This is a genomic window from Sphingopyxis panaciterrulae (assembly GCF_014199295.1).
Classification (GTDB): Bacteria; Pseudomonadota; Alphaproteobacteria; order Sphingomonadales; family Sphingomonadaceae; genus Sphingopyxis; species Sphingopyxis panaciterrulae.
Window position 1 is genome coordinate 542,451 of record NZ_JACIJH010000001.1, and the last position, 24,244, is coordinate 566,694.

The 24,244-nt window shown below is 62.2% G+C and carries 27 protein-coding genes; 16 read left to right on the plus strand and 11 right to left on the minus strand.

What is annotated here, in order from left to right:
* Nucleotides 1–149: 149 nt before the first annotated feature.
* Nucleotides 150–815, plus strand: coding sequence for a S24 family peptidase (locus FHR21_RS02600; RefSeq protein ID WP_184095545.1), 666 nt, complete (start codon nucleotides 150–152; stop codon nucleotides 813–815).
* 9 nt (nucleotides 816–824) lie between these two features.
* On the opposite strand, the gene FHR21_RS02605 is transcribed toward FHR21_RS02600, so the two are convergent.
* A complete protein-coding gene (locus FHR21_RS02605; RefSeq protein ID WP_184095003.1) occupies nucleotides 825–1,133 on the minus strand; it encodes a hypothetical protein in 309 nt (102 codons plus the stop codon).
* Between the two features lie 191 nt (nucleotides 1,134–1,324).
* Here FHR21_RS02605 and FHR21_RS02610 point away from each other — a divergent pair, with 191 nt between their 5' ends.
* On the plus strand, nucleotides 1,325–2,602 hold the full coding sequence (locus tag FHR21_RS02610; protein WP_338113029.1) for a methyl-accepting chemotaxis protein: 1,278 nt from the start codon (nucleotides 1,325–1,327) through the stop codon (nucleotides 2,600–2,602).
* 96 nt (nucleotides 2,603–2,698) lie between these two features.
* Complete coding sequence (aqpZ, locus tag FHR21_RS02615; protein WP_184095005.1) at nucleotides 2,699–3,421, plus strand: aquaporin Z; 723 nt, start codon at nucleotides 2,699–2,701, stop codon at nucleotides 3,419–3,421.
* A gap of 39 nt (nucleotides 3,422–3,460) precedes the next feature.
* On the opposite strand, the gene galU is transcribed toward aqpZ, so the two are convergent.
* The 6 genes from galU to FHR21_RS02645 form a co-directional block, all read right to left on the minus strand.
* Nucleotides 3,461–4,324, minus strand: coding sequence for a UTP--glucose-1-phosphate uridylyltransferase GalU (gene galU / locus FHR21_RS02620; RefSeq protein WP_184095006.1), 864 nt, complete (start codon nucleotides 4,322–4,324; stop codon nucleotides 3,461–3,463).
* Between the two features lie 46 nt (nucleotides 4,325–4,370).
* A complete protein-coding gene (gene yfiB, locus FHR21_RS20770; protein ID WP_184095549.1) occupies nucleotides 4,371–4,832 on the minus strand; it encodes an outer membrane lipoprotein YfiB in 462 nt (153 codons plus the stop codon).
* A gap of 56 nt (nucleotides 4,833–4,888) precedes the next feature.
* Nucleotides 4,889–6,088, minus strand: coding sequence for a diguanylate cyclase DgcN/YfiN (gene dgcN / locus FHR21_RS02630; RefSeq protein WP_184095008.1), 1,200 nt, complete (start codon nucleotides 6,086–6,088; stop codon nucleotides 4,889–4,891).
* Nucleotides 6,085–6,633 carry a regulatory sequestration protein YfiR gene (yfiR, locus tag FHR21_RS02635; RefSeq protein WP_338113030.1) on the minus strand — a complete coding sequence of 183 codons (549 nt, stop codon included), beginning with the start codon at nucleotides 6,631–6,633 and terminating at the stop codon, nucleotides 6,085–6,087. Before yfiR ends, dgcN begins: the two co-directional genes overlap by 4 nt.
* A 151-nt stretch (nucleotides 6,634–6,784) precedes the next feature.
* Nucleotides 6,785–7,321 carry a peptide-methionine (S)-S-oxide reductase MsrA gene (gene msrA / locus FHR21_RS02640; RefSeq protein ID WP_184095010.1) on the minus strand — a complete coding sequence of 179 codons (537 nt, stop codon included), beginning with the start codon at nucleotides 7,319–7,321 and terminating at the stop codon, nucleotides 6,785–6,787.
* 56 nt (nucleotides 7,322–7,377) lie between these two features.
* Nucleotides 7,378–8,379, minus strand: a complete 1,002-nt coding sequence (locus tag FHR21_RS02645) for a M48 family metallopeptidase (RefSeq protein WP_184095012.1) — start codon at nucleotides 8,377–8,379, stop codon at nucleotides 7,378–7,380.
* A 100-nt stretch (nucleotides 8,380–8,479) separates the two neighbouring features.
* Here FHR21_RS02645 and FHR21_RS02650 point away from each other — a divergent pair, with 100 nt between their 5' ends.
* The 4 genes from FHR21_RS02650 (at nucleotide 8,480) to rpsI (ending at nucleotide 11,426) form a co-directional block, all read left to right on the plus strand.
* Complete coding sequence (locus tag FHR21_RS02650) at nucleotides 8,480–9,511, plus strand: COX15/CtaA family protein (RefSeq protein ID WP_184095014.1); 1,032 nt, start codon at nucleotides 8,480–8,482, stop codon at nucleotides 9,509–9,511.
* A complete protein-coding gene (locus FHR21_RS02655) occupies nucleotides 9,508–10,272 on the plus strand; it encodes a hypothetical protein (RefSeq protein ID WP_184095016.1) in 765 nt (254 codons plus the stop codon). Before FHR21_RS02650 ends, FHR21_RS02655 begins: the two co-directional genes overlap by 4 nt.
* Nucleotides 10,273–10,449: 177 nt before the next feature.
* A complete protein-coding gene (gene rplM / locus FHR21_RS02660) occupies nucleotides 10,450–10,929 on the plus strand; it encodes a 50S ribosomal protein L13 (protein WP_184095018.1) in 480 nt (159 codons plus the stop codon).
* A 17-nt stretch (nucleotides 10,930–10,946) separates the two neighbouring features.
* Nucleotides 10,947–11,426, plus strand: coding sequence for a 30S ribosomal protein S9 (rpsI, locus tag FHR21_RS02665; RefSeq protein WP_420825269.1), 480 nt, complete (start codon nucleotides 10,947–10,949; stop codon nucleotides 11,424–11,426).
* Nucleotides 11,427–11,434: 8 nt separating this feature from the next.
* Here the strand turns inward: rpsI and FHR21_RS02670 are convergent, their stop codons facing one another.
* Nucleotides 11,435–11,656, minus strand: a complete 222-nt coding sequence (locus FHR21_RS02670; protein WP_184095022.1) for a hypothetical protein — start codon at nucleotides 11,654–11,656, stop codon at nucleotides 11,435–11,437.
* Between FHR21_RS02670 and FHR21_RS02675 the strand changes: the two genes are divergently transcribed.
* On the plus strand, nucleotides 11,634–12,905 hold the full coding sequence (locus FHR21_RS02675; RefSeq protein ID WP_184095024.1) for a site-specific integrase: 1,272 nt from the start codon (nucleotides 11,634–11,636) through the stop codon (nucleotides 12,903–12,905). The genes FHR21_RS02670 and FHR21_RS02675 overlap by 23 nt on opposite strands.
* A 230-nt stretch (nucleotides 12,906–13,135) precedes the next feature.
* On the opposite strand, the gene FHR21_RS02680 is transcribed toward FHR21_RS02675, so the two are convergent.
* Together FHR21_RS02680 and FHR21_RS02685 are read right to left on the minus strand one after the other, a co-directional pair.
* Nucleotides 13,136–13,477 (minus strand): DUF3768 domain-containing protein, encoded by a 342-nt coding sequence (locus FHR21_RS02680; protein ID WP_184095026.1) that lies wholly within the window; start codon nucleotides 13,475–13,477, stop codon nucleotides 13,136–13,138.
* Nucleotides 13,474–14,094, minus strand: coding sequence for a hypothetical protein (locus tag FHR21_RS02685; RefSeq protein ID WP_246426995.1), 621 nt, complete (start codon nucleotides 14,092–14,094; stop codon nucleotides 13,474–13,476). Before FHR21_RS02685 ends, FHR21_RS02680 begins: the two co-directional genes overlap by 4 nt.
* Nucleotides 14,095–14,355: 261 nt before the next feature.
* Between FHR21_RS02685 and FHR21_RS02690 the strand changes: the two genes are divergently transcribed.
* From FHR21_RS02690 to FHR21_RS02715, 6 genes are all read left to right on the plus strand, one after another.
* Nucleotides 14,356–14,862, plus strand: coding sequence for an RNA polymerase sigma factor (locus tag FHR21_RS02690; protein WP_184095028.1), 507 nt, complete (start codon nucleotides 14,356–14,358; stop codon nucleotides 14,860–14,862).
* Complete coding sequence (locus tag FHR21_RS02695; protein WP_184095030.1) at nucleotides 14,859–15,917, plus strand: FecR family protein; 1,059 nt, start codon at nucleotides 14,859–14,861, stop codon at nucleotides 15,915–15,917. The genes FHR21_RS02690 and FHR21_RS02695 overlap by 4 nt, the downstream gene beginning before the upstream one ends.
* An 80-nt stretch (nucleotides 15,918–15,997) precedes the next feature.
* Nucleotides 15,998–19,315, plus strand: coding sequence for a TonB-dependent receptor (locus FHR21_RS02700; protein WP_246426996.1), 3,318 nt, complete (start codon nucleotides 15,998–16,000; stop codon nucleotides 19,313–19,315).
* A gap of 200 nt (nucleotides 19,316–19,515) precedes the next feature.
* Nucleotides 19,516–20,373 carry a metal-dependent hydrolase gene (locus tag FHR21_RS02705; protein ID WP_246426997.1) on the plus strand — a complete coding sequence of 286 codons (858 nt, stop codon included), beginning with the start codon at nucleotides 19,516–19,518 and terminating at the stop codon, nucleotides 20,371–20,373.
* Nucleotides 20,374–20,380: 7 nt separating this feature from the next.
* Nucleotides 20,381–20,821 (plus strand): DUF2147 domain-containing protein, encoded by a 441-nt coding sequence (locus tag FHR21_RS02710; protein WP_246426998.1) that lies wholly within the window; start codon nucleotides 20,381–20,383, stop codon nucleotides 20,819–20,821.
* A gap of 51 nt (nucleotides 20,822–20,872) precedes the next feature.
* The gene (locus FHR21_RS02715) at nucleotides 20,873–21,214 is read left to right on the plus strand and encodes a hypothetical protein (protein WP_184095034.1); all 342 of its coding nucleotides are present in this window, start codon (nucleotides 20,873–20,875) and stop codon (nucleotides 21,212–21,214) included.
* 67 nt (nucleotides 21,215–21,281) lie between these two features.
* Here the strand turns inward: FHR21_RS02715 and FHR21_RS02720 are convergent, their stop codons facing one another.
* Nucleotides 21,282–22,166 (minus strand): hypothetical protein, encoded by an 885-nt coding sequence (locus tag FHR21_RS02720; protein WP_184095036.1) that lies wholly within the window; start codon nucleotides 22,164–22,166, stop codon nucleotides 21,282–21,284.
* 159 nt (nucleotides 22,167–22,325) lie between these two features.
* Here FHR21_RS02720 and FHR21_RS02725 point away from each other — a divergent pair, with 159 nt between their 5' ends.
* Both FHR21_RS02725 and FHR21_RS02730 read left to right on the plus strand, forming a co-directional pair.
* On the plus strand, nucleotides 22,326–23,387 hold the full coding sequence (locus tag FHR21_RS02725; RefSeq protein ID WP_184095038.1) for a hypothetical protein: 1,062 nt from the start codon (nucleotides 22,326–22,328) through the stop codon (nucleotides 23,385–23,387).
* A 300-nt stretch (nucleotides 23,388–23,687) separates the two neighbouring features.
* Nucleotides 23,688–24,224: a recombinase family protein gene (locus tag FHR21_RS02730; RefSeq protein ID WP_184095040.1), complete on the plus strand. Its 537-nt coding sequence runs from the start codon at nucleotides 23,688–23,690 to the stop codon at nucleotides 24,222–24,224.
* The last annotated feature ends 20 nt before the right edge of the window (nucleotides 24,225–24,244 follow it).

Consider the following 24,244-nt stretch of genomic DNA (forward strand, 5'->3'; position numbering starts at 1 on the left):
CTCCATCTTTCGTCTCCCCGTCCATCGCGTTCCGGGCGAGTCGCCCGATAGGATATTTCCTATCTGAAGCTCGATTTCCTACTTGTCTAGGAAAAATCCTATTGCTAGACGCAAAGCAGGAAGGACAGGTCATGCCAGACTTTGCCGAGATGGATTTCGCTGACGATCCGCGCGCCGCGCTCGACCGCCTGCTGCGGGACAGGCGCGTCGACTATGCCGAACTGTCGGCGCGCATCGGCCGCAACCCCGCCTATATCCAGCAATATATCAAGCGCGGATCGCCGCGCCGCCTGGCCGAGGAGGACCGCGCGCGCATTGCCGCCTATCTCGGCGTGCCGGAAGCGATGCTCGGCGGGCCGCTCCGGCGGGTCGCGGCGTCCGCCGCATCGCGCGGGCGCGACATGGTGCTGGTGCCCAAGCTCGCGATCGGCGCCTCGGCGGGCGCGGGGGCGAGCATCGATGGCGAGCCGGTCGAGGGGGCGGTCGCCTTTGACCCCAAATGGCTGCGCGACCTCGGCGCCGATCCGCGCGCGCTCAGCATCATCCGCGTCGCGGGCGATTCGATGGCGCCGACGCTCAGCGATGGCGACGACATATTGGTCGATGGGGGTGATGCCGCAGGGCGGCTACGCGACGGCATCTATGTGCTGCGGATGGACGATGGGCTGATGGTGAAGCGTATCGCCCGCGCGCCGGGGCCGGGGCGCATCGCGGTGATCAGCGACAATCCGCAATATCGAAGCTGGGACGATCTGCCGATGGCAGCGGTGCAACTCGTCGGGCGCGTGGTCTGGACCGGGCGGCGGGTGCGGTGACGCGGGACCCTAATAGGGGGCGGCCGTCATCGCTTCGATCTCATGGTCGAGCACTTCGGCGCGGCTGCATTGCTCTTCGTCGCCGCCGCGGCATTTCTCGGCCGCCTTGTCGCGCTGGCGGGTCAGCTTGCCCAGCTTCGCCTCGCGCTCGCGCACCGAGCGGCCGAGGTTGCGGTCGGCCTCCTCCTGGCTCGTCGTCGACCAGTCGGCGACCTTTCCCACCGCCTTCACCGGCGCGGTGACGACGGTTTTGACTGCGCTGACACAGCCGCCGAGAAGCAGCGGCAGGATCGACAGTGCGGCGATTGTGGTGCGCATCTTGGCTTGTCCTCCAGACGATGGCCGTCCTTCGCATATCGCAGCCGACCTGAACAGAATGTTGCGATGGACGGAAGGGAGCGGCCGCTCTTTCTGTCATATAGCTGAAACAATTGGTTAAATTGACATTTACCCTCCTTTTGTAGGGCGGCTGCGATCCATCCGCTGCCCACCAAAGGAATCGCAACCCCGTGGATATCGTCCTGCCCTCATCCTATGGCCACTCCGTCGTGGTTCGCCGCGACGCGCATCTTTCGGAGGTTATCGACATTTTCCGGAGTCATCCCGATCTGCGGATACTCGCGGTCGTCGACGCCGGACACCGCCCGATCGGGCTCATTCGGGAGCAGCGGGTACGCGAGCTTCTTTTCTGTCCCTATTGGTTTTCGCTGATGCAGAATCCGACGGTCGGCGGCTCGATCGATTCGATGGTCGAGCCCTGTCTGTCGCTCGATGCCGATCAGCCGGTGGCCGCGTTGCTGAAGCGGGTTTCGCAGGCGCCGGAGCAGAAAGGGGTGGTGCTGATCCGGGATGGACGGTTCGTCGCGACGCTCGACCCGGCGCAGCTCGCGCAGCTCGCCATGCACCGGGAGGTCGAACGGGCGAGCGAAGGATCGGCGCGCGCAGGCAAGGTCGACGAAGCCGCGCGCCGCTTCGAGGCCGACATCGCGGCGCTGACCGCCACCCTCTCCGACATCGCGCGCGGGGCCGAGACGATGGCGGTCCGCCTGTCGGACCGTGCGCGCGGGACGGGGCAGGACGCCGCGATGGTCGCCGGCGCGACGGTGCAGTCGCTCGCCGGGCTGCAGGAACTGGGTGATCGCGGCCGCGCGCTTGCCGATACGATGGCGCAGATCGTCGGCGATGGCGCCCGCGCCCGCGGGATTCGCCATCAGGCCTATCTGAAAATACGCCAGGCGGGCGAGCAGGCGACCGCACTCCGCGCCGCGAGCCAGTCGATCGAGCAAATGCTCGCACTGATCGTCGATATGGCGCGGCGGACCAACATGCTTGCCCTGAACGCAGGGATAGAAGCCGCGCACGCCGGCGACGCGGGACGGGGCTTCGCCGTGGTCGCGGCGGAGGTCAAGGCGCTCGCCGCGCAGACGCGGACGGCGGCGGGCGACATCGCCGGCCATGTCGCGGACATACGCGGCATCGTCGCACTGGTCGCCGACGGCTTTGCCGAAGTGGAGCGGGCGATCGACGCGAACAACGGCTTTTCGGACGCGGTCGACCGGGCGGTCGATGGGCAGAGCGCGACAACCTTGCTGATCGCCGGTTATGTCGAGCAGGCGGTCGCGGCGGGGCGCGAGATCGACACGCGCGTTCGCGATATCGGCCGCGGCGCGTCGGCGGTCGGCGAGGGCGCCGAATCGCTCGGCCGGATGTCGGCGGGGCTGACCGACGCCGCCCTCTCGCTCCAGCAGCGGGCGCGCCATTTCGTCGAGGCCGTCGCAGCCGCCTGAGGCAGTGTGCGACGAAGGGTTGTCGTACGCGCTCCTGCTGATAACGTCGCTTCGCGCCGGCGGTGCCCATGATCGCCGGCGGGAGGAGAGGGTCATATGAGCAATATGCAAAAGGGACTGGCCGAGTTCATCGGCACCTTCTGGCTGGTTTTCGGCGGCTGCGGCAGCGCGGTGATCGCGGCGGGCTTTCCCGACCTCGGGATCGGCTTCCTCGGCGTCGCTTTGGCGTTCGGTCTGACCGTCGTGACCATGGTCTATGCGATCGGCCATATCTCGGGGGGCCATCTCAATCCGGCGGTCACCGTCGGCCTGTGGGCGGGCGGGCGCTTCGATGCGCGCGACATCCCGCTCTATGTGATCGCGCAGGTGCTGGGCGCGATCGTCGCCGCCTGGCTGCTCTACTATATCGCGCAGGGCAGCCCGGGGTTCGACATCGCCAACGGGCTGGCGGCGAACGGCTTCGACGCGGGGTCGCCCGGCGGTTACGACATCTGGTCGGCGCTCATCATCGAAATCGTGCTGACCGCGGGCTTCGTGTGGGTGATCATGGGTTCGACCGACGGCCGCGCGCCGGCGGGTTTCGCGCCGCTCGCAATCGGGCTCGCGCTGACCCTGATCCACCTGATCTCGATTCCGGTGACGAACACGTCGGTCAATCCGGCGCGCAGCACCGGGCCGGCGCTCGTCGTCGGCGGCCTTGCGTTCCAGCAATTGTGGCTCTTCTGGGTCGCGCCGCTGATCGGCGGATCGGTCGGTGGCTGGCTCTATCGCACGGTCGGCGCCGACGCCTTTCCCAAGCCCAATATCGAGGGCGACTGAACGGAACGCGCCGGCCGGTCGCCGCCCGGCCGGCGTTTCCTATTTGAGCAGGTCGATCGCGAAGGCGCGCACTTCGTCGGCCATGTCGGGTCGTTCGAGCGCGAGCGCGAGATTGGCCTGAATATAGCCGGCCTTCGATCCGCAGTCATAGCGCACGCCGTCGAAGGTCACGGCATGAAACGCCTGCCGGCCGATCATGGCCGCCATCGCGTCGGTGAGCTGAATCTCGCCGCCGGCCCCCTTCCCCTGCGTTTCGAGCACGCGCATCACCTCGGGCTGGAGGATGTAGCGGCCCGAGATGATCAGGTTCGAGGGCGCGTCGGCGACCGGGGGCTTTTCGACCAGCCCGGTGACTTCGGTGAGCGCACCATCGGCTCTGCCGGGCGCGATGACGCCGTAGCTGGACACCTGTTCGCGCGGGATTTCGAGGACAGAGATCAGATTGCCGCCGACCTTGTGATAGGCGTCGACCATCTGCTTCATGCAGCCGGGCGAGCCGTGCATGAATTCGTCGGGGAGGAAGATGGCGAAGGGTTCGTCGCCGACGATGTCGCGCGCGCACCAGATGGCATGGCCGAGTCCGAGCGGCTCCTGCTGGCGAACATAGGCGCAATTGCCGGGGCCGAGGCGGGTGGGTTCGAGCACCGACAGATTCTTGCCGCGCTCCGACATCGTCTTTTCGAGCTCGAAGGCGATGTCGAAATGATCCTCGATCGCGCTCTTGCCGCGCCCGGTGACGAAGATCATCTGCTCGATCCCCGCTTCGCGCGCCTCGTCGACGGCATATTGGATCAGCGGCCGGTCGACGACGGGCAGCATTTCCTTGGGGATCGCCTTGGTGGCCGGAAGGAACCGGGTGCCGAGACCGGCGACGGGAAAGACGGCTTTGCGGATCGGCTTCATGGCGGTCCACTAGCCGTGTTCGATGAACAAGAAAAGACAGGGGGCGTCAGGGCGTGACGATTATCACGACGCGACGATTGTCGCGGCGTCCCTCTGCGGTTTCGTTGCTCGACAGCGGCAGCGCCTCGCCGCGGCCGATGACCTGATCGGGCGTCAGGCGCATCCCGCCCGCGCGCAGCGGCGCCGCCACCGCCTCTGCGCGCGCCTGCGACAGCGCCAGATTATAGGATTCGGCGCCGATCGAATCGGTATGTCCCTCGACCCGCGCGGTATCGATGCCGACCGAAAGCAGGCGGTGAGCCAGCGTTTCGATCCGCGTCTGCTGGTCGGGCGGCACCTGACTCTCGTCGAACGGGAAGAGCAGCCGCTCGCTGAGCGACAGCGACCAGTCGGGGTCGCCCGCGGTGAACCCTTCCGAGGTCAGTACCGCGATCTGCTCGGCGGTGAAGCCCGACGGACGCGGCAGGCTCTGGCACGCGGCGAGCAGCGCGGCGCAGACGAGCAGGATGAGGCTGCGGAGCGGGCGGGGGAGCGGTCAGGGGCATGGCATCTTCATCCGTCAGATCAGTTGCGATTCTTGAACTTGTCGACATACATGCCGGCGTCGGCGGCGGTGAGCAGCGCGGTGCCGTCGTCGCCGTCCTCGGGATAGAGGGCGACGCCGATGCTCACGCCGATGCGATAGGTATCGCCGCCGGGCAGGCCGATCGGCTCGGCCATGCTGTGCCGGATACGGTCGGCAAGCTCGTCGGCCTCGCGCCGCGCCTCGACTGGGTCGACGATCACGACGAACTCGTCGCCGCCCACCCGCGCCGCAAAATCCTGTTTGCGCAGCGTCGCCTTGATCCGTTCCGACATCGCGACCAGCACCGCATCGCCCGCGGCATGGCCGAAATTGTCGTTGGCCGTCTTGAACTGGTCGGCGTCGATGAACAGCAGCGCAAGTCCCGCGCCGCGCTGTGCCGCGGCCTCGATCCGCCGCGCGAGCTGCTCGTCGAAGGCAGCGCGGTTCGGCATCGCCGTCAGCGTGTCATGGCTGGCGCGATGGGCAAGCATCGCCCGCTCGCTTTCCATATGGCCCTGCCACCCTTCCAGTTCGTCGAGCAGCGCGTTGATGTCGCCGCCGAGCCGGTCGAGCTCGGCGATGCCGAGCGGCTCGACACGCTTGTCGAAGCGGCGGTGGAGCCGAACGTCGTGGGCGACGGTCGCGATCTCGTTCAGCGGCTTCACCAGCTCATATTCGAAGCGGCGCGCGAGCATGATGGTGCCGATCGCGGTGATGAGCAGGCAGACGAGGCCGGCGAACAGCCCGAGGCGTATATAGTCGGTCAGTGCGGTCGAATTGCCCCAGACCTCGATCGTCCCGATCGCCGAGCCGTTGCGGCGCACGGTCAGCCCGAACGAGCGCGGGAAGAAGATTCCGGTCAGTATCGGCGCCGGGTCCGCCGCTGGGGACCGCCATTCGGTCAGCGTCCGTCCGCGATCGTCGAGCACGCGGAGCCTCTGGATGCCGGGGGTGCGGGTCAGCGGCGCAAGACCCTCGCGCGCCGCCTGCGGGTCGTTGAACACCAGCGCCGGCTCGACGCCATAGGCGCCGAGCTGCGCGGCAAGCTCCAGATTGCCGTCGGCATAGCCGCGCAGCGCCGAAATGCCGGCGAACAATATGGTGATGCCCGACAGCGCCACCGCGAACAGGGTGATGCCGAAATGAAAGCGCGACAGCAGCCGCTGCAGCGTGGTGTGGCGGACGGCTCGATCGGTCATGACGCGCCTCCGTCATCGCGCCCGATCTGCAGCACCCGGGGGTCGACGCGTAGCGGGCCTCGGCCGATGGCGTCGAGATTGGCCGAGAAGCCGAGCCCTGCGGGCTTCCGTACGAGGCAGAACATGGCACCATAGAGGCAGGCCGGATCGTCGTCGGTTATCGTCAGCACGGCGCGGCCGCGCACCCAGCCGATCAGCCGCTGGCGGTCGCCCGCCGGCATCCGGCCGAGGAACAGGATATCGCAGTCGCCACCCGCCATTACTGCGGCAGCGGTGACCCGCCGCACGATCAGGTGCCGGCCGCTGGGCAATTGGGGGGCGACAGGATTGCTCGCGAGCCGCGGAGTGCCGACCTGGCACAGGCTGCGTCCAGCGGCGCCCCGCCCGTTCGGCCAGCCCACATAGCTGACGATCCCGCCGACCATGCGATTCGCCGCGCCGGCCATCCCGCCCCCATCGTCCTCGATGATGGTCTGGCTGGCCAATTGCAGGGCCGGCTGCGATCCCGCAAAAGCGGTCGCGATCAGGAGAATGGACTTCAGCACCAAAGGCGATCCTGCCTCGTTTAGGGGATCAGCCTGCCCCGCCGAGGTCGCGTCCGCTAGTCCAAACCATCTGAAAGTCAAGCGAAAGTGGCGTCATGCGACCATTTTGCAACAGCTTTGCAACAGCCGCCGCGCCGCAAGGACGACCGCTTTACTCCGTGCGCAGCCGGTCGGCGAAGCCCTTGCGAAGCTTGGCGAGCTTGGGCGGCACAACCGCGAGGCAATAGGGGCTGCGCTGGCCTTCGCCGTTCCAATAGGCCTGATGATAATCCTCGGCCGGATACCAGTCCGAAAGGGGTTCGATCGCGGTGACGATCGGTGCCGGCCAGTTCGGCTGGTTGCGCGCGATCGCCGCGCGTGCGGCCTCTTCCTGTGCGGTGTTCAGCGGAAAGACGGCGCTGCGATACTGGGTGCCGATGTCGTTCCCCTGCCGGTTGAGCTGGGTCGGATCGTGCGTCGCGAACAGCACGTCGAGCAGGTCGTCATAGGAAATGACGGCGGGGTCATAGGTAATGCGGATCGCCTCGGCATGGCCGGTATCGCCGCCGCACACCTGCTTGTAGGTCGGATTGGCGAGGGTGCCGCCCGTATAGCCGCTCTCGATGTGTTCGACCCCCGCCAGCGACTGGAACACAGCCTCGGTGCACCAGAAGCAGCCTCCGGCGAAAATGGCGGTGTCTCGGGTCATCACGGCATCCTTTGCGGTCGAGGGGGCAGGGATGCCGAAATAGGGATGCGGCGCCCCTATTCCAAGGGCGGCGGGGCCGCGATCAGCGGTGGTTCGAGCGGCCGGCCGGCGGCATCGGCGGCGCGGATCGCCGCGATCTCCTCCTCGATCGAGCGCACCCGGTCGCGCCAGCGGGGGTGGGTGCCGGGCTGGATCAGCACCGGGCCGCCGCGGGTTCCGAAGCGTCCCCAGAAGCGCACAGCCGCCTGCGGATCATAGCCGGCGCCGCGCATCAGCCACACCGACAGCCGGTCGGCCTCGACCTCGGTCTGGCGGAACAGCCGGGCGCTGCGGCCGAAACCCTTGAACAGCCCGCGGTCGACGTCGGCGGCGTCGAGCCGCTCGCGGTGGCGGAGGATATTGTGCGCCAGTTCGTGCGCCACCGCGGCGGCCAGCTCGTCGTCATCGGCGGCGAAGCGGGCGAGGCCGGCGCTGATCAGCACGAGGCGTCCATCGGCTGCGCCGGTCGCGCGGTCGCGCGCCTCGACGCGGAAATCGCTGACGCAGCCGGCGACGGGCGTGATGGCGGTGTCTTGACCGTCGTCTTTCGCCAGCGTCGTCGGCGCGGCGTCGGGCAGCGCCGAGGCGGCGGTTTCGAACGCGGCGATGCGTGCGAAAGGATCGTCCCTGTCCGGGGCCGCGGCAGCCGTGTCGCCGAGCGCGGCGACGGCGTCGCCGACATGCAAACCGGCGCGGTCGGCGGGCGATCCGGGCACGACGGCGGCAAGGAAGGGGAGGTCGGCGGTGCCGGCGCCATAGGCGGCGAGCGCGGCGCTGCGATGCCTGTCGTCATAGAGGCGCGGATCGCCCCAGATCCAGCCGAACTGCGCTTGACGGACCGGGCACCAGCCGGCGTTGGCCGTGGTCAGGCGAAAGCCGATCGCCGCGACCCGCGCCTCGAGCGCCGCAAGCTCAGCATAGACGCCGTCTTCGGCATCCTCTGCCGGAGCTGCGGCAATCGCCGGCGCGGCGACGGTGACGATTGCGAGGAGCAGCAGCGGGCGGGAAAGCGACGACATCGGCGCGCGGCTTAGCAATCGCCGCCTGTCGGCGCCATGAATTTGCGCGAAAGGCGCGCGGCCTCTTGCCTATCGCCGGGCGAGCGACGATAGGGCGCGCATGACCCAGGCTGTGTTCGCCAAATCCCGCCCCGCCGCGCTGTCGCGCTGGTTGTGGGCCGTCGCGCTGCTGGTGATCGCGGTCGTCGCGGTCGGCGGCATCACCCGCCTCACCGAATCGGGCCTGTCGATCACCGAATGGGACCCTGTGACCGGCGTGCTCCCCCCGCTCAGCGAGGCGGCATGGCTGGCCGAGTTCGAGAAATACAAGCAGATTCCCGAATATAGGGAGATCAACCTCGGCATGTCGCTCGCGGCGTTCAAGGCGATCTTCTTCTGGGAATGGCTCCACCGCATCCTCGGCCGGCTGGTCGGGTTGGCGCTGCTCGTGCCGCTCGTTTTCTATGCGTGGCGGCGCGTGGTTCCGGCGGGCTATGGCTGGCGGCTGTTCGCGCTGGCGGCGCTTGTCGGATTGCAGGGGGCGATCGGCTGGTGGATGGTCGCATCGGGGCTCACGCAGCGCACCGACGTCAGCCATTTCCGCCTCGCGACCCATTTGCTGACCGCGCTCTTCCTGCTTGCGGGACTGGTCTGGACGGCGCGCGATCTCGCGATGCTGGCGCAGAATCCCGCCGCGCGGCCGGCGCGGCTGACCGGCGGAGCCGTCGCCGTGATCGTTATCCTCACGGTCCAGCTCCTGCTCGGCGCGTGGACGGCGGGGCTCAACGCGGGCTATGTGGCGAGTACATGGCCGTCGATGAACGACCATTTCGTGCCCAAGGGGATCGACTGGTCGGGCGGCGCGTGGATGGCGATCACCAAAGATCCCTTCCTGATCCATTTCCTGCATCGCTGGTGGGCGTGGGTCGCGGCGCTTGCGCTGCTGCTGCTCGCGCGCGCTCTGTGGCGGCGTGGCGGCCAGCGCGAGGCGGCGGTGCTGCTTCTCGTCGTCGCGGCGCAGGTGGCGCTCGGCATCGCGACCGTCGTTACGGGCGTGTCGATGTGGATCGCAGTGCTGCATCAGGTGGTCGGCGCGGTTCTCGTCGCGGCGACGGCGGCGGCGCTGCACCGGCTGGGACGCCGCGACGCATGAGGCGGGCGGGCCGCCTCGCGGCCGCACTCCTGCCGCTTGCCCAGCCTTTCGCGGCGGCCGCCGAACCCGCGGCCCCGGCCAAGGCGGCCGCTATGCGCTTCGCGCCGCCGCTCGGCGAGCCGCTGAGCTGGCAGGTGACGATGCGGCGGCTCGGGCGCGACGGCTCGCTGATCGGCTTTTCGTCCGTCTATCGCCTGCAATGGAGCCGGCTCGGGCGCGGCTATCGGCTCGATGCCACCTTGCTGCGGATCGAATCCGATGCGCGGCCCGAACTGGTGCAGGCGCTGACCGCGGTGCTCCAGCCGCTGATCGGGCAGAGCGTCGCCTATCTGGTCGCCGCCGACGGACGCCGCGTCGAACTGGCCGATCCCAATGCGCTCGGCGCGCGGATCACGGGCCGGACCGAGGCGCTGGCCGCCGACGCATCGCGGCCCGAAGCGAGGGCGATTGCCGCCCTGCTCCAGGGGCTTTCGCCCGCGCAGCGCGCCGAACTGGCTACGGCCGATATTCGCGCGCTGGTCGCGCCGGCCAATCGGGATCTGGCGGCGCCCTCTGCCGCGGACGGACGGCTGCGGACGGTGACGAAGGTCGAAAGGGACGATATCGCCGGCGGGCAGGCGGTCGAGATCGACTGGCTCTGGCAGATCGATACCGCCTCGGGCCTTGTGGTGCGCGAACAGCAGCAGAGCTGGGCGACCGAAGCCGGAAGCGGCGCGCGGACGCTGGTCGAAGAGCGGGTCCGGGCGCTGCTCGAACGCTGAAGGTATCATATTACCCGTCAGCAAAGCCGCGCAGCGCTTGACTTTCCGCGTGCCGAAGGCCATTGGCCCGCTCCGAAGCGCCGCCGAGTCCCTGTCGGGCCGGGCGGCGCGGCTCGTTTCGGGGCGGCGGACCTTTCCGGCCCTTCGCCCAAGTCCATCTCTGTCAAGGAGCGTGCCATGAAGGCGCTGACCAAGACGACCCAGTCGGCGAACGCCGCGACGGTCGAAAAGAAATGGGTGCTGATCGACGCCGACGGCCTGGTCGTGGGCCGCGTCGCGACGATCATCGCCAACATCCTGCGCGGCAAGCACAAGCCGAGCTTCACCCCGCACGCCGATTGCGGTGACAATGTCATCGTCATCAATGCGGAAAAGGTGCAGTTCACCGGCAAGAAAATGGCCGACAAGCGCTATTACAAGCACACCGGCTATGCAGGCGGCATCAAGGAAACCAGCCCCGAGAAGATTCTCGAAGGCCGCTTTCCCGAGCGCGTGCTCGAAAAGGCCGTCGAACGCATGATCCCGCGCGGCCCGCTCGGCCGTCAGCAGATGCGCAACCTGCGCATCTTCGCCGGCACCGATCATCCGCATGAGGCGCAGAACCCCGAAGTGCTCGACGTCGCTTCGATGAACCGCAAGAACAAGGTGGGTGCATAATGGCTGACGAACAGACCATGACCGATCTCAAGGATCTCGCCGACGTCGCCGTTGGCGTCGAGGCTCCCGAAACCCCGGCCGCGCCGCTGCGCGAAAAGCAGGTCGACAAGCAGGGCCGCGCCTATGCGACCGGCCGCCGCAAGGACGCCGTCGCCCGCGTGTGGCTGAAGCCCGGGTCGGGCAAGATCACGATCAACGGCCGCGACCAGGAAGTCTATTTCGCGCGTCCGACGCTGCGTCTCGTCATCAACCAGCCGTTCGGCCTGACCGACCGGGTCGGCAGCTACGACATCGTCGCGACCGTCAAGGGCGGCGGCCTGTCGGGCCAGGCGGGTGCGGTGCTGCACGGCATCGCGCAGGCGCTGACCCGCTTCGAGCCCGCGCTGCGCAGCTCGGTCAAGTCGGCCGGCTTCCTGACCCGCGACAGCCGCGCGGTCGAGCGCAAGAAATACGGCAAGGCGAAGGCCCGCCGCAGCTTCCAGTTCTCGAAGCGCTAAGGCGAGCCTTACTGCTGGGCTTGAAAAAGCCCAACTATATCAAGGAAAAAGCGGGGCTTGTCTCCGCTTTTTTCATGTGCAACAGATTTGCAGCAAGCCGTTTGAAAGCGCGGTTTTCTGCCATTCTTTAACTCGACTTCAATCCCTGCGTGCAACAGGTCGTGCAACAGATCGCGCCCCATGTGCAACAGGTTTGGAACAAGAAAAGTGAAGAGAATCAATGCTTTCAAGATAGAGAGCGGCAAAGTCACCGTGTTCCAGCGCGATGACGTGATAAGCGGCCTCTGGTATGCGAATTTCCAGTTCGGTCATCGCCAGCGCGCAATGCGGTCATTGGAAACGCAAGACCGCGCAGTGGCAGAGCACAAGGCGAAGGAGATTTATCGCAAGCTGCTCGTCCGCGTTGACCAAGACCTTCCGTTGAAGACACTGAAGTTCTCGGATTTCTGGGATAATAAATGGCTGCCCTACGCGAAGCGGCGATTATCGCCGGAACGCTATCGCCTGCATGAAGGCACGGGACGCCTGTATCTCAAGTCCTATGTCGGCAATCGCAATCTCGACCAGATTACGGCGCAGATCGCGGAAGGCTATGTGGAATGGCGGCGGGACTACTGGGTCGAGCGGGATAATCGCCCCAAAAATTGCGCGGTGCGGCCGTCGAAGAAGACCTTGCAGATTGAATTTGGCCTGTTCAAGCAAGCCCTGAATTGGGCGGAACGTGAAAAGCTCATCCGGCCGCTGGGGGTGATGAAAGCCCATGTCATCAAAAGTGATCCAGATCGACAGCGGCGATACGGCTTCACCTCAGATGAATGGTATGAGCTAGGCAGTTACATGGAGAGTTGGCAGCATGGCGGACGCCACCGTCTGCATAACACCCAGCGCGCTTTGCTGCGCCGTTTGATCTGGTGCTATTATCTGACGGGTCTTCGTCGCCGCGAGATGGAAACGCTGACATGGAAAGGCGTCAAGCGGTTGAAGGACGGGAAGGCGGAAATAACCGTCCCTGCCGACACCAAGACCGGCACACGCACAGCGATCAGCCAGCCCGATATATTCATCTATCTGCCGGAGCGCGGAGCCGACGAGGATTTGGTCTGGCCGGAAGGCTGGGAGCCGCACGTCAGTTTGAAAAAGCTGCTGAGCGACGTGGGACTGCTAAAAGGGCCGGACGGTCACAATCGCACGATATACAGCTTCCGCCATACCTACGCGACGGAACGGCTGAAGGCTGGTGTCAGCTACGAGGATTTGGCCCTGAATATGGGCACGTCCTATGAGCAAATCCGCAAGCATTACAGCCACGTTATCCCGCAGCAGCGCGCAGATGCGATCACGAAGCTGGATGGACATTCCGCAGCCGAACTTGTGCGGGCAATGACCTTTCTGCGTCAGGAAGCTCAAGGTGGGGGACTGGATTGGGATACGCTTGTCCAGCAGGTGCTTGATGCTCAAACTACCAAGGACGCTGCCTGAATTGCGCTCTCCTGCCCGACGAAGGCAATTTGCCCCTGCGTAGCTGTCTGACAGCAGTCCCCACGCTCCTGCGCTCAGAAGCTCTGATCGCGCGCCCCACTACTAGTGGGAATAATCCATCTCGGGCAGTCGCATTATCGCGGGTGGTTGGCTGGAACAGTCAGAAAAAAGAGCGGGCAAAACCCGCTCTTTCTGGCTCGTTTATCGGTGGGTTCAGGTGAAGCGCCGTATCAAAGTGGTTCCACGAACATGACGGTCATCACCCGCAGCGTGGTGGCTGGGTCAGCGTGATCAACTTTGACGCCCTGCTGCTGGCCGCGCGTATAATAGTCAATCTTCCAAGCGATCCGATATTCGCCGACCGTCAGTGTCGCGCCGTCATGCTCGCCGTGCGGGTCGTTGTCCGGCGTGAAATCACAGAACAGGCGGATCGCGCGGATCACATCCTCCCGGATCGCGGTTGGCAGCTTGGACACGCCGCGCGACAAATAAGTCCAGCCATCTTCGCCGGTAGAACGAAGCTGGTCATTGAGGCGGGCGATGGTCGCCCGCCTCTCTTCCTGCGCGGTCATGCCGCAGCCTTCTTCGTCTTGGACTTGAAGTTGGCGCGGCGGGCTTCGCGCACGGCGTTGAGCTGGGGGTCCAACTCGCCCGCGTTGATCGCCTCGATGATCGAGCCGATGATGACCGGCACGTCAGCGAGATTTTCGACCTCGACCGCGTTCATGCCCTTGGCAAATTCCAGCGGCTTGCTGCCGTAGCGGATCTGGAAGAACATCTTGCCGCTGGCATCGGTGAACCAGCCCTTGCGGACGTTGCGAGGAACATCGACGCGAATGTCTTCGCCCCCCGCGTTCTTGCGCGTGACCTTCTTGGTCGCGGTGAAGCGCGTTCCGGCAATCTCGGCCTCCGCGAGCGCCTTCTGCTCCGCGAGATAGGCGAGCACCTTGGCGCGAAAGCCGAACTCCGACGAAGCGGGATTGCCGCGCGCGGCGGTGGCGAGTTTCAGGTTCTTGAGGATCGACATAGTGGCATCTCCTTGGCCGTTGTTGAGAGCCATGTCGGTAATGCCGACGACCAGACGGTCGATCGAAGAAGGCCGGTATCGTTCTGGTTTTTGGACTGTCCATGCTGCGATCAATTGAGCAGCGGTTGCGGAGAGGAATTGGAGGATGAGTTCGGTTGTCATAGAGGAATTCTAGGTTTCCTCGCTTCTGCCGTCTCGTGCTGTCCGAGTAGTCGCTATGCGACTAAGGGAGAAAATGCGCGGTCAGAACGTCTGAGCGCGTTGCGATTGTCGCACCATCGGTCCGACGGCGATGCCAAGCCGCCTAAGGCTCTTCTCCGCCTCCACATTCACCATCGACATTGCCGTTAGGGCAGCGCTGATTTTTCAGGGCGCTAAGTCGCGCACCGTGCGTCATATAGACAGGGGAGGAAGGTTTTGCGGATGGCTGCGGAAGCTGCCGACGATCTGGAACGCTTGAGCCGGAAATTCCGGCCAGCCCTTGTTGCGTTTTTCTCGCGGAGAGTATCGAGCCATGCAGAGGCCGAAGACATGACGCAGGAAGTGTTCATCCGCCTCGCCCAGACGGAAACCGAGAACTTCGATTCCACCGAGGCCTTCATCTTCCGCATCGCGACGAACCTGCTGCGTGATCGTTCGCGCCGCGACCGGGTGCGCGATGCCTATCGCCAGTCGGTCGAACAGGAAGATACGGAGGTCGATCCCCTCGACCCGCACCGTGTCGCCGCCGCCCGCGAAACGATCGGCAAGCTATGGGCCGCCATTCAGGCGCTCCCCGAGCCGACCCAACAGATTTTCATTCTCTATCGCGTCGAGAATATGGACAAGCAGACTATCGCCGATAATTTCGGCTATAATGTGCGGACAGTCGAAAAGCATATCTCTCGCGCGCTGGTTTTCCTCGCCCGCCGGGTAGGAGGAAGGCCATGACCCATCTGGCGGATGAAGACATGCCGCTCGCCTATGAAGAGCAGGCCGCCGAATGGTGCTGGCGCATCGCCGATCGCATTCTCACTGAAAGTGAGCGCGAGGAGTTCGACGCATGGCTTCGCGCCGACCCGCGCCACCGCGAGGCGTTCGAGGAAATGGTGACGGTCTGGAAAGGCACCGACGCCATCGCCGAAATGCCGGGCTTCCTGTCGCTACGCGCGAAGGCGCTGACCACGATGGAAACCGCCCGCGACGCTAGCGAGCCGCAATCCGGCTGGCGCAAAGGCTGGCAGCGTATGTTTGCCCTCGCGGCGGTGGTCGTGCTGATGGTCGTCAGCGGCGCATGGTATCTGACCAGCGGCCCGGATGTTTATGCGACCGGCGTTGGCGAAAGGCGCGTGGTCCGGCTCGATGACGGATCGCGCGTATCGCTCGATGCGTCGAGCCGCGTGACGGTGGCCTATTCGGGCGATAAGCGCACGCTCGTCCTCGAACGCGGGCGCGCGAAGTTCGACGTGGCGAAAGACCCGCTGCGTCCCTTTACCGTCACCGCCGGTCAAAAGACCGTGGTGGCGATCGGCACGGCGTTCAGCGTCGAGCTGCTGCGCGATCAGATGCGCGTTCTTCTATACGAGGGCCATGTCGCGGTGCTGGCGCAGCCGCCCGGCAAAACGCCAACCCCCGTTCGCATCGGCGGACTCACCGACGCGGGATCGCAGCTCAAGCCAGGTCAGGAACTCGTCGCCAGCCTGTCATCCAGCACCGCAACCATCGTGCCTGCTGATGCCGTGCGGTCGCTGTCATGGGAAGGCGGGCGGCTGACCTTCATCGACGAACCGCTGTCGCGCGCGGTCGAGCGGGTGAACCGCTATGCCGATACACCGATCGTCGTCGGCGATGCGAAGGCGGGCGGCTATCTGGTAAACGGGGTTTTCGACGCGGGCGATACGCGCGGATTCATCAGCGGCGTGACCGCGATTTTCCCTGTGTCGGTTCAGAACGAGGGCAGGCAAATCCGGCTCGACAGCAAGGCAAAAACTCTCCCGGAAAAATAGAGGGGCGCAAATCCGGCGGTGGCGCGTCTCATTTTATAGGGGGGCATGGATCGACCCCTCATAATTTGGGGGAGTATCTTATGTCTTTCAGACCGCACCTGCTGTCGGGCCTCGCCACCGTTGCTATCGTCGCTTCCGCCCTTCCGGCGCCTGCTTATGCTCAGCAAGCCGTCAACTTTGACATTCCGGCGCAAGACCTCGGCTCGGCGCTTCGTGCCTTTGCTCAGGCCAGCGGCGTGCAGGTCATCTTCGACGGTGATGCGTTGCGCGGCAAGCGCAGTCCGGCGTTGCGGGGCAGCTATTCGGCCGATGCCGCGCTGACGGCGCTCCTGCGGGGCAGCGGTATGAGCGCCCAGCGCAATGCCGAGGGTGTGTTCGTTGTCACGCGCGCCGTGGCGGATAACGCCACCACCGACGACGGCGGCTACCGCGCCGACGAGATCATCGTCACCGCGCAGAAGCGCGTGGAATCGGCGCAGGACGTGCCGATCGCCATCACTGCGCTGTCTCAGAAGAATCTCGAAGAGCAGAAGATCGAGGGCGGCCCGGACATCATGCGCGCGGTGCCGAACCTGACCTTCTCTAAATCGAACTTCACCAGCTATAACGTTTCGATCCGCGGCATCGGCACCAAAGCAGTGTCGGCATCGACCGATCCGGGCGTGGCCGTCAGCTTCAACAACTCCGGCCTTATAACCAACCGTTTTTTCGAGCAGGAGTTCTTCGACCTTGAGCGACTTGAAGTGCTACGCGGGCCGCAGGGAACGCTCTATGGCCGGAACGCCACCGGCGGCGTTATCAACCTCATTTCGGCGAAGCCGAAACTGAACAAATTTGAGGGCAGCCTCAAAGGCGAAGTCGGCAACTACAACAGCCGCCGCTTGGTTGGGATGCTCAACGTTCCGATCGTTCCCGATGAACTTGGCCTTCGTGTCGCCGGCTCAATGACCCAGCGCGACGGCTATGACTATAACTCGGTGACAGACAACCAGATCAACGGGCGCGACCTCTGGTCGCTCCGCACGACGCTAGGCTTCGATAAGCCGGGGATTCGAGGCAACGTAATTTGGGAACGCTTCCGCGAGAACGACAATCGCTCGCGTACCGGCAAGCAGCTCTGCCACCGCGACGACAGCCCCGAAGTAATCGGCTCAACAACTATCCGTGTGCCGAATCCCGGACCTTTGGACGCTGGTTTGCAGGAACAGCGCGCGGCCATGTTCAGTACAGGATGTAAGGCTGGCAGCCTCTATGATGACAATGCATTTGGGACACCAAACGGCTTGGCCTTGGCATATATTGCTGGCCTTAACACTGCACAGTCCATCTTCGGTTATAACAGAGTGCCAGGCAGTTCACCTGACGCTGGCTATTTGCTTGCTCGCGTTGATCCATATGGTGGCATGATGCAATCGCGCGATCTTCGCGAAATCGCCTCGGTCCGCGATCCGAGATATCGTGCAAGTTCGGACATCCTCGAATTCAACCTCGACCTTGATGTATTAGACGGTCTCACGCTTTCTTCACAGTCCGTGTTAGCATGGGATTCAGTTTATAGCTTTCAGGACTTCAATCGTTTCAATACAGTTCCAATATTTAATGACACATCGAAGTGGATTTACTTTGATGGAAATCCCAGCCCTTGGCAGGGCATGGCGCCGGGTGGAGTCTTTTGTGACCCTCAAATTGGGTGTTCGGACCGGCTTGGCGTGTTCGACATTTCCTCGTCGGATTCCAAGCAATTCTCCCAAGAGGTGAGGCTTCAATCCGATTTCGATGGACCGCTTAATTTTAGCGTTGGCGGTAACTATACTCGATTCAAAACTCAAAATGACTATTATGTTATGAGTAATATTCTCACGGCTTTGGCGATGATGCCACCGTTCAATTTTACAGGCAATCAAACCGAGTGTAATTGGGATACATACATCGGAGTATTTGCTACTGGTCCAAATGTTCCAATTCGAGATTCAAGATGCCCATATATTGATCCCAATTCTGTTGAAAACATTGATGGGGAAGGGCATAATTATTTCAGAAGCTCCAATCCTTATAAACTAAAAAGCTACGCTGCGTTTGGCGAGATGTATTATAATGTTAACCCGGCTCTCAAGCTGACGGCAGGATTGCGCTATACCAATGATAACAAGCGTTTCACGTTGGTTCCTAGTCAGCTTTTGCTAGCGCCTACAATTAATGCTGGAGGTGTGGTCGGAACGGGATATCCGGTCGATCGCGACGTAACGGTAAAGGGAGGGGAGTTTACCGGCAGATTTGGCATCGATTGGAAACCTGATTTCGGCTTCACCGACGACAGCTTGGTTTATGCGTTCTACAGTCGCGGTTACAAGGCTGGTGGCGTCAACCCGCCGACACCCGGATTTGCTACTTCTCAGCAGAGTATCGACGACCCTGCCTTTCCTCCCAATTTGGTGCCGGTTTTTCAGAATGTGCTCCCGGTCCTGCAATTGACCGCCGTCAACTATGGCCCGACTTTCGAGCCCGAATTCGTCAATTCCTTCGAGATCGGCGCCAAGAACGTACTGATGGGCGGGCGGTTGACGCTGAACGCGGGCGCCTTTTTCTACGACTACAAAAATTATCAGGTGTCACAGATTCGCGACCGCACGGCAGTCAACGAGAATTTCGACGCCAAGGTCTGGGGTGCCGAACTGTCGGCGCAGTTCGAGCCCGTCGATCGGCTGCGCTTCAACGCCAATGTCGGCTATCTTCGGACGCGCATCGGAAAGGGAGAAAGGTCGATCGACCCGATGAACCGCAATCTGGGTAACCCCGACTATATTGTCTTCAAGCCGTGGGTCCAATTACCCTCGAACTGCGTTGTCCCGGTGCATATGGGCGAGGCGTTACTCAGTCGAGGCCAAGGTGTTCAGTATAGTTGGACATTGTGCGGAGGATTGGGCGGTCTGATCGCAGGATTCGGCGGATTAACGACCAATGACCCGCTTACGGGCCAGCCATACAACCCTGCCAACTATCCCGAGCTGAACGGCGGTGCTGGCTTCTATACCGAGTTGGAAGGCAACGAACTGCCCAACTCGCCGCGCTGGACCGTCAATCTCGGTGCTGAATATACAATCCCGTTCGACGGCGACTGGAGCGCGACGATCCGCGGCGACGGATATTGGCAGGCGAAAAGCTGGGCGCGAGTTTACAACCTCAACCCCTATGATCGGCTGCGAGACTGGACGAACTTCAACATCTCGCTTCGCGTCGATGGCCCTGATGACCTGTCGGTCGAGGCCTATGTGAAGAACGTCTTCAACTCGACGCCGATCACCGATGCCTTCCTGAACAGCGACGACAGCGGCCTGACCACCAACGTCTTCACGCTCGATCCCCGCATCATCGGGTTCAGCATCTCGAAAAAGTTCTGATCCTCTCCGCCCACTCCACTGGGGGATAACCTCGGGCCGATGTCTGTTTGCTCCCGAGCAAACATCGGCCCGGTTTTTCAAAAGGACCAGACAAGCGGTTTCTCGGGCACTCCCCTCACTCCGGAGGGAAACTGGGCCGTCGTCCTGTCACCCCGGCACGGACGGCGGCCTATCTTCGGACCGACGACAAGGAGATCATGATGATCGACAGGACGCAAACGCCACCCGCTCTCGCCATAGAAAGGCGCAACTGGAAATTCGGTCGCGGCACGACCGCGCGCCGTTGGTGGCACGGCGGGGATGCAGGCCGGACGGCCTTCTACAATGCGCTGTCCTCGACCTTCCCAGTCGGCGAAAAATTCTTCATGTCGGCGGTGCGCCATTATCGCGACGAAGCGCCCGAAGCGCTCCAGCAACAGATCGACGATTTCATCTTTCAGGAATCGACGCATTCGCGGGAGCATGTGTTTTTCAACCGGCAGGCGCGCGATGCTGGCTATGATCTGACCTCCTCGGAGGATCGAGCCGCGCGCACGATCGCATGGGCCAAGCGCCGCCCACCTATCATGCAACTTGCCGGAACCTGCGCGCTTGAACATTTCACCGCGACCCTGGCCCATGCTTTGCTAGCCGATCCCGCGCATCTTGCAGGAGCCGATACCGAAGTGCAGCGCATGTGGCGTTGGCACGCGATCGAGGAGATCGAGCATAAGGCGGTGGCCTATGACACGCTCTTGCTCGCGATGCGTGATCGTTCGCCGTTCCGGCGCTGGACCTTGCGGAGCTTCACCATGCTCGCGGCGGGTGTCCGCTTCCATTATGTCGTCTTTCGTAACACCGCCGACCTGCTGCGGCAGGATGGAAAGAACAACCTGCGGACGTGGGCAGGGCTGCTTTCCTATCTTTATGGCACGCCCGGCTTGATGCGCTTCTTGCTGCGCGACCTGTTCGCCTATTTCCGTCCAAACTTTCATCCGTGGCAGCACGACGACCGCGCGCTGGCGCAGCGCGCTCTCGCAACCCTGTCGCCGCCGCTCATCGCGCCGATGCCGAAGTGAGGGCGGGATGAAGAGGCTTTTACTCGCAATGACATTGATTGTGGTCGCCGGGGGAGGGACGGCGGCTACAGCGCAGCAGGGGAGCGGCAGCACCATCACCGGTCTGTGGTCGACCGGCAGCCAAGGGGGACGGGTCGAGCTTTATCGCTGCGGCACCGCGATCTGCGGCAAAGTGGACGACGCCGCTCCCCTGCGTGCCAATCCCGACCAGCGCGACGTGAAAAACCCCGACAAGGCGTTGCGTGATCGGCGGCTGAAAGGTCTGGTCGTGTTGCGCGGTTTCGAGGGTGGTCCCGCGCAATGGAGCGGTGGCCCGCTTTATGACCCGGAAACGGGCGAGGGAGCGGCCAAGGGCTATCTGAACCTGCGCGCCGACGGAAAGCTGGAAGTGACGGGCTGCAAGGCAGCAATCTTCTGCCGTACCAAGGTCTGGACCCGCGTTCGCTGACAAATGCGGGCGGACAAAGCATCAATTTCAGGAGAATGAATTTTGTCGTTGTTGGCTGAACTGTGGACTGCGTTTTTCCGTGAATGTGTTGCGGAAAGGGAGGGTGGCCTGCCGCACCTCGACATCACCGACGCCATGTATGACGAATTCGGCAAGGCGATCGCCGCCGTGATGGAGAAAATCGGGCAGGAACATCCGGAGCCGTGTAGCACGGAAGATCGCACGCTCTACCGCGTCTGGCTCGGCGTGAAGACGCTTGCCTATGAACCATGCCCGATCGAGTTCGATTATTATCAGAGCATCGCCAAGACCTACTGCGATTGCGGGCAGATCACGCAAGCCGAACTGGACGCCTATAGAACCTTTAGCACCCTCGTCCGAAGGAGGGTTTGAGGGGCGCGGACATATCTCGTCCCACTAGTAGTGGGTCGGACCGGCTTGCACCGACGGCGGGATATTATCATACCGTCTTGAGCCGCCCAACGCGCTGCCGTTGGATGAACGGAAAATCTACAGGCATGGCCTGTTCGCATTTGGCATAGCTAGGGAAAATGCCCCTGGCCGCGTTCTCCGCAATCATATGCCCACGATTGAGCGCACGGCTGGTCAGTATTTTCAGCGCCGTGCGGTCATCGGTTTGTTGATGCCGCGATGGCTTTGGTCCACGGAGTCGATCACTATAAGTGGTGCTCAGCTTCGCCTCTGCGCCAATCTGCCACAGTGTATAATCTGGTTTGGCTGCTTTCAGCCACAGGCACGCGATATATTTGAACAGGCTTTTGCTATCGAGCTTCGTGCCGCTGAGCCTGTATTTTGGGCCTTCGCGGACGAAGCCTTTTTGATTTTCAGGATATTGGCCGAGGATGGCAGCCACCTGCTTTGCCACCTGCGCTTTCGTCAGACCAAGTGGAATAGCCACTACAGCAGACCGCTGCTTGCCCTGTTCGACCCAGCGGCCTTGAACATACTCGTCCGCCTTCTGTTGAAGCTGCTCGGCCAGATCAGCCCGTTTGGCGCTCAGGGTGGCGACAAATCCAACTCTTGGCTTGTCGCCGTGATGGCCGAAGAATTCCATTCCAGTGCCAACCCACCAATCATCGAACGAGACGTGTCTCACGTCCCCTAGATCATCATACACCGACAGCACTGCCTCGAAATCGTCTGGCAGCTTGGTTTCCGCTGGCAATTGTCCCGCTCGCATCTGCCTTGCCAGATCGTAGCTGGGACTCATCGCGAGATACTCCTTCCAAAGCAGGTAGAAGGCCACTTCGCGTCGCTGCGCCCAACGGCCGCCGCCATGGAACAGGCTGCTTTTAGCGCCTTTTGCTGCGGCCTTCTCGTTCAAAAGGTTATCTCATTATCCAAATATAATCTGGATAATCACGTATCAGGACAACCTTGGCGTATCAATATCTCACGACGTTGCGACAGCGCATCGTCGTTTGAGTGAGCGCGACGGGCGATAGGCTGCTCAATTTTTTCACATCGCTCAGGAGAATATGAAGTGTCTAAGAATGTAAACGCAAAGCAGGTAAACTTTGACGACCTGAAAAAAATGGTGAGTGATTTCCAAACGATCCGCTTGCTCAATGATGAAACAAACATGATTGGGTTACAGGTTCAAGGTCGCTCTATCCTCTATAATCAGTTGGCAGAAGCATATCGCATTGGTTTGATTTTGCTGACTCGCGGAAATGGGACAATGTTTTGTCATCTTATGGAAAGCAACGGGATGGCAGATCAGTCGAAGAAATACGGCAACAACAACTACACAAACGCATGGAACTTTGTAACGCATCTTCTATACGGAGAATGGAAAGAGAAGAACGTATCAAAGACGGTGTTTGAGGTTTACGAGCGCAACAGGTCAGCAGAAAAATACAGCAAGATTTTTCGCTATCTGGATGACAAGAAGGTTGCTGCTGAAAACGCTGCTGATTTCATCCTCAATTTCACACATGATGAACTTGGCAACGGTCTGATTGGCATCGAACGCGCAGACACGGAAGCAAATCGCAAAGCGAGCGATAAGAAGCAAATGTCAGAGCAAGCAATTGCAGTTGGCACGAATGCAAAGGAAGCTGACGTTTTCACATTCGACGCGCCGACGGAATTGGCTGACGTGAAATATGGTAGCTGCTTCTTTGAAGTGATTGACGGCAAGGTAGTCGTGTTTGGAACGAAGAAGCTGGAAGAAGCTGAATTCAACGAACTGGCTGCCAAGCGCGGACGTACAATTACGATGGAGTGGAACAGGAAGGCCAAGGAAGCTGACAAGCTTGCGAAGCAATCCAAAAGCACGTTCACTAAGGCCGTCAAACTCATCAAGACTGACCCTGAACTTGAAGCTCTGAAAAAGCGATTGCTGGGTGACAAAGAATGGGCGCAATGGTTGCTCGATGATAAGAAGGAGTCGAAGAAGAATGCTGAATCAACTGCTGATTATGCGAGCCGCATGAAGTCACTCTATAATTTGTTTGACAATGATTGTGATGAGCCAGCGCCAAAGAAGCTGATCGCACTCGTCAAGAACGTGCCTGCCTCGCAGGAGGTTGCTGATGTGTGATTGCGTGTAGGGTTTCGCCAACTGCTGAAACGTAATCCGCCACTACGTCAGTGTGGCGGCACATATTAGCCCATAGGAGCGCGCAATGCGTAAACCTAGCGATGGCCGTTGAAGCGCTCTCACGGACCCCTGTCCGTGGGAGCGTTTTCTTTTCCACTAGTAGTGGGCTGCGCCTGTCACATTTGGGTAAACCCATGCCAGACGGCCAGGAAATGGCCGTTTTCTGTCACTTTTGGATCGACCTCGCGCATATCAGACAGCAGACGCTTAGGGTCTTAAACCCAAAAGTGACGAGGAAACATGATTGTCGGATATGCGCGCGTCAGCACCACCGGGCAAAGCTTGGCCGTCCAGCAGGACGAACTTGCCAAACATGGATGCGAACGCATCTTCGAGGACAAGGCGACAGGCACCAACAGGGATCGCCCCGGCCTGACGGAAATGCTCGGCTTCGTGCGCGAGGGCGATATGATCGTGGTCAGCAGATTGGATCGCTTCGCCCGTTCGCTGTCCGACCTGTTCCAGATGCTCGATACGCTGACCGCCAAGGGCGTTGCGTTTCAATGCCTGCACCAGTCCATTGATACCGGCACCAGCACAGGAAAATTGACGCTCGCGATCTTGGGCGCGGTAGCAGAGTTCGAGAACGACCTACGCAAGGAGCGGCAACGCGAGGGGATCGCTAAGGCCAAGGCGAGCGGAACCTATAAAGGCAGGAAGCCCAACATTGACCTTGCCATGCTCCACGATCTCAAAGATGCGGGGCTTGGTCCATCTGCTATCGCAAGACAGATGGGGATCAACAGGCAGAGCGTCTATCGCTTGCTCAATGTCTAAATGGCAAGTTTGAGACGGTT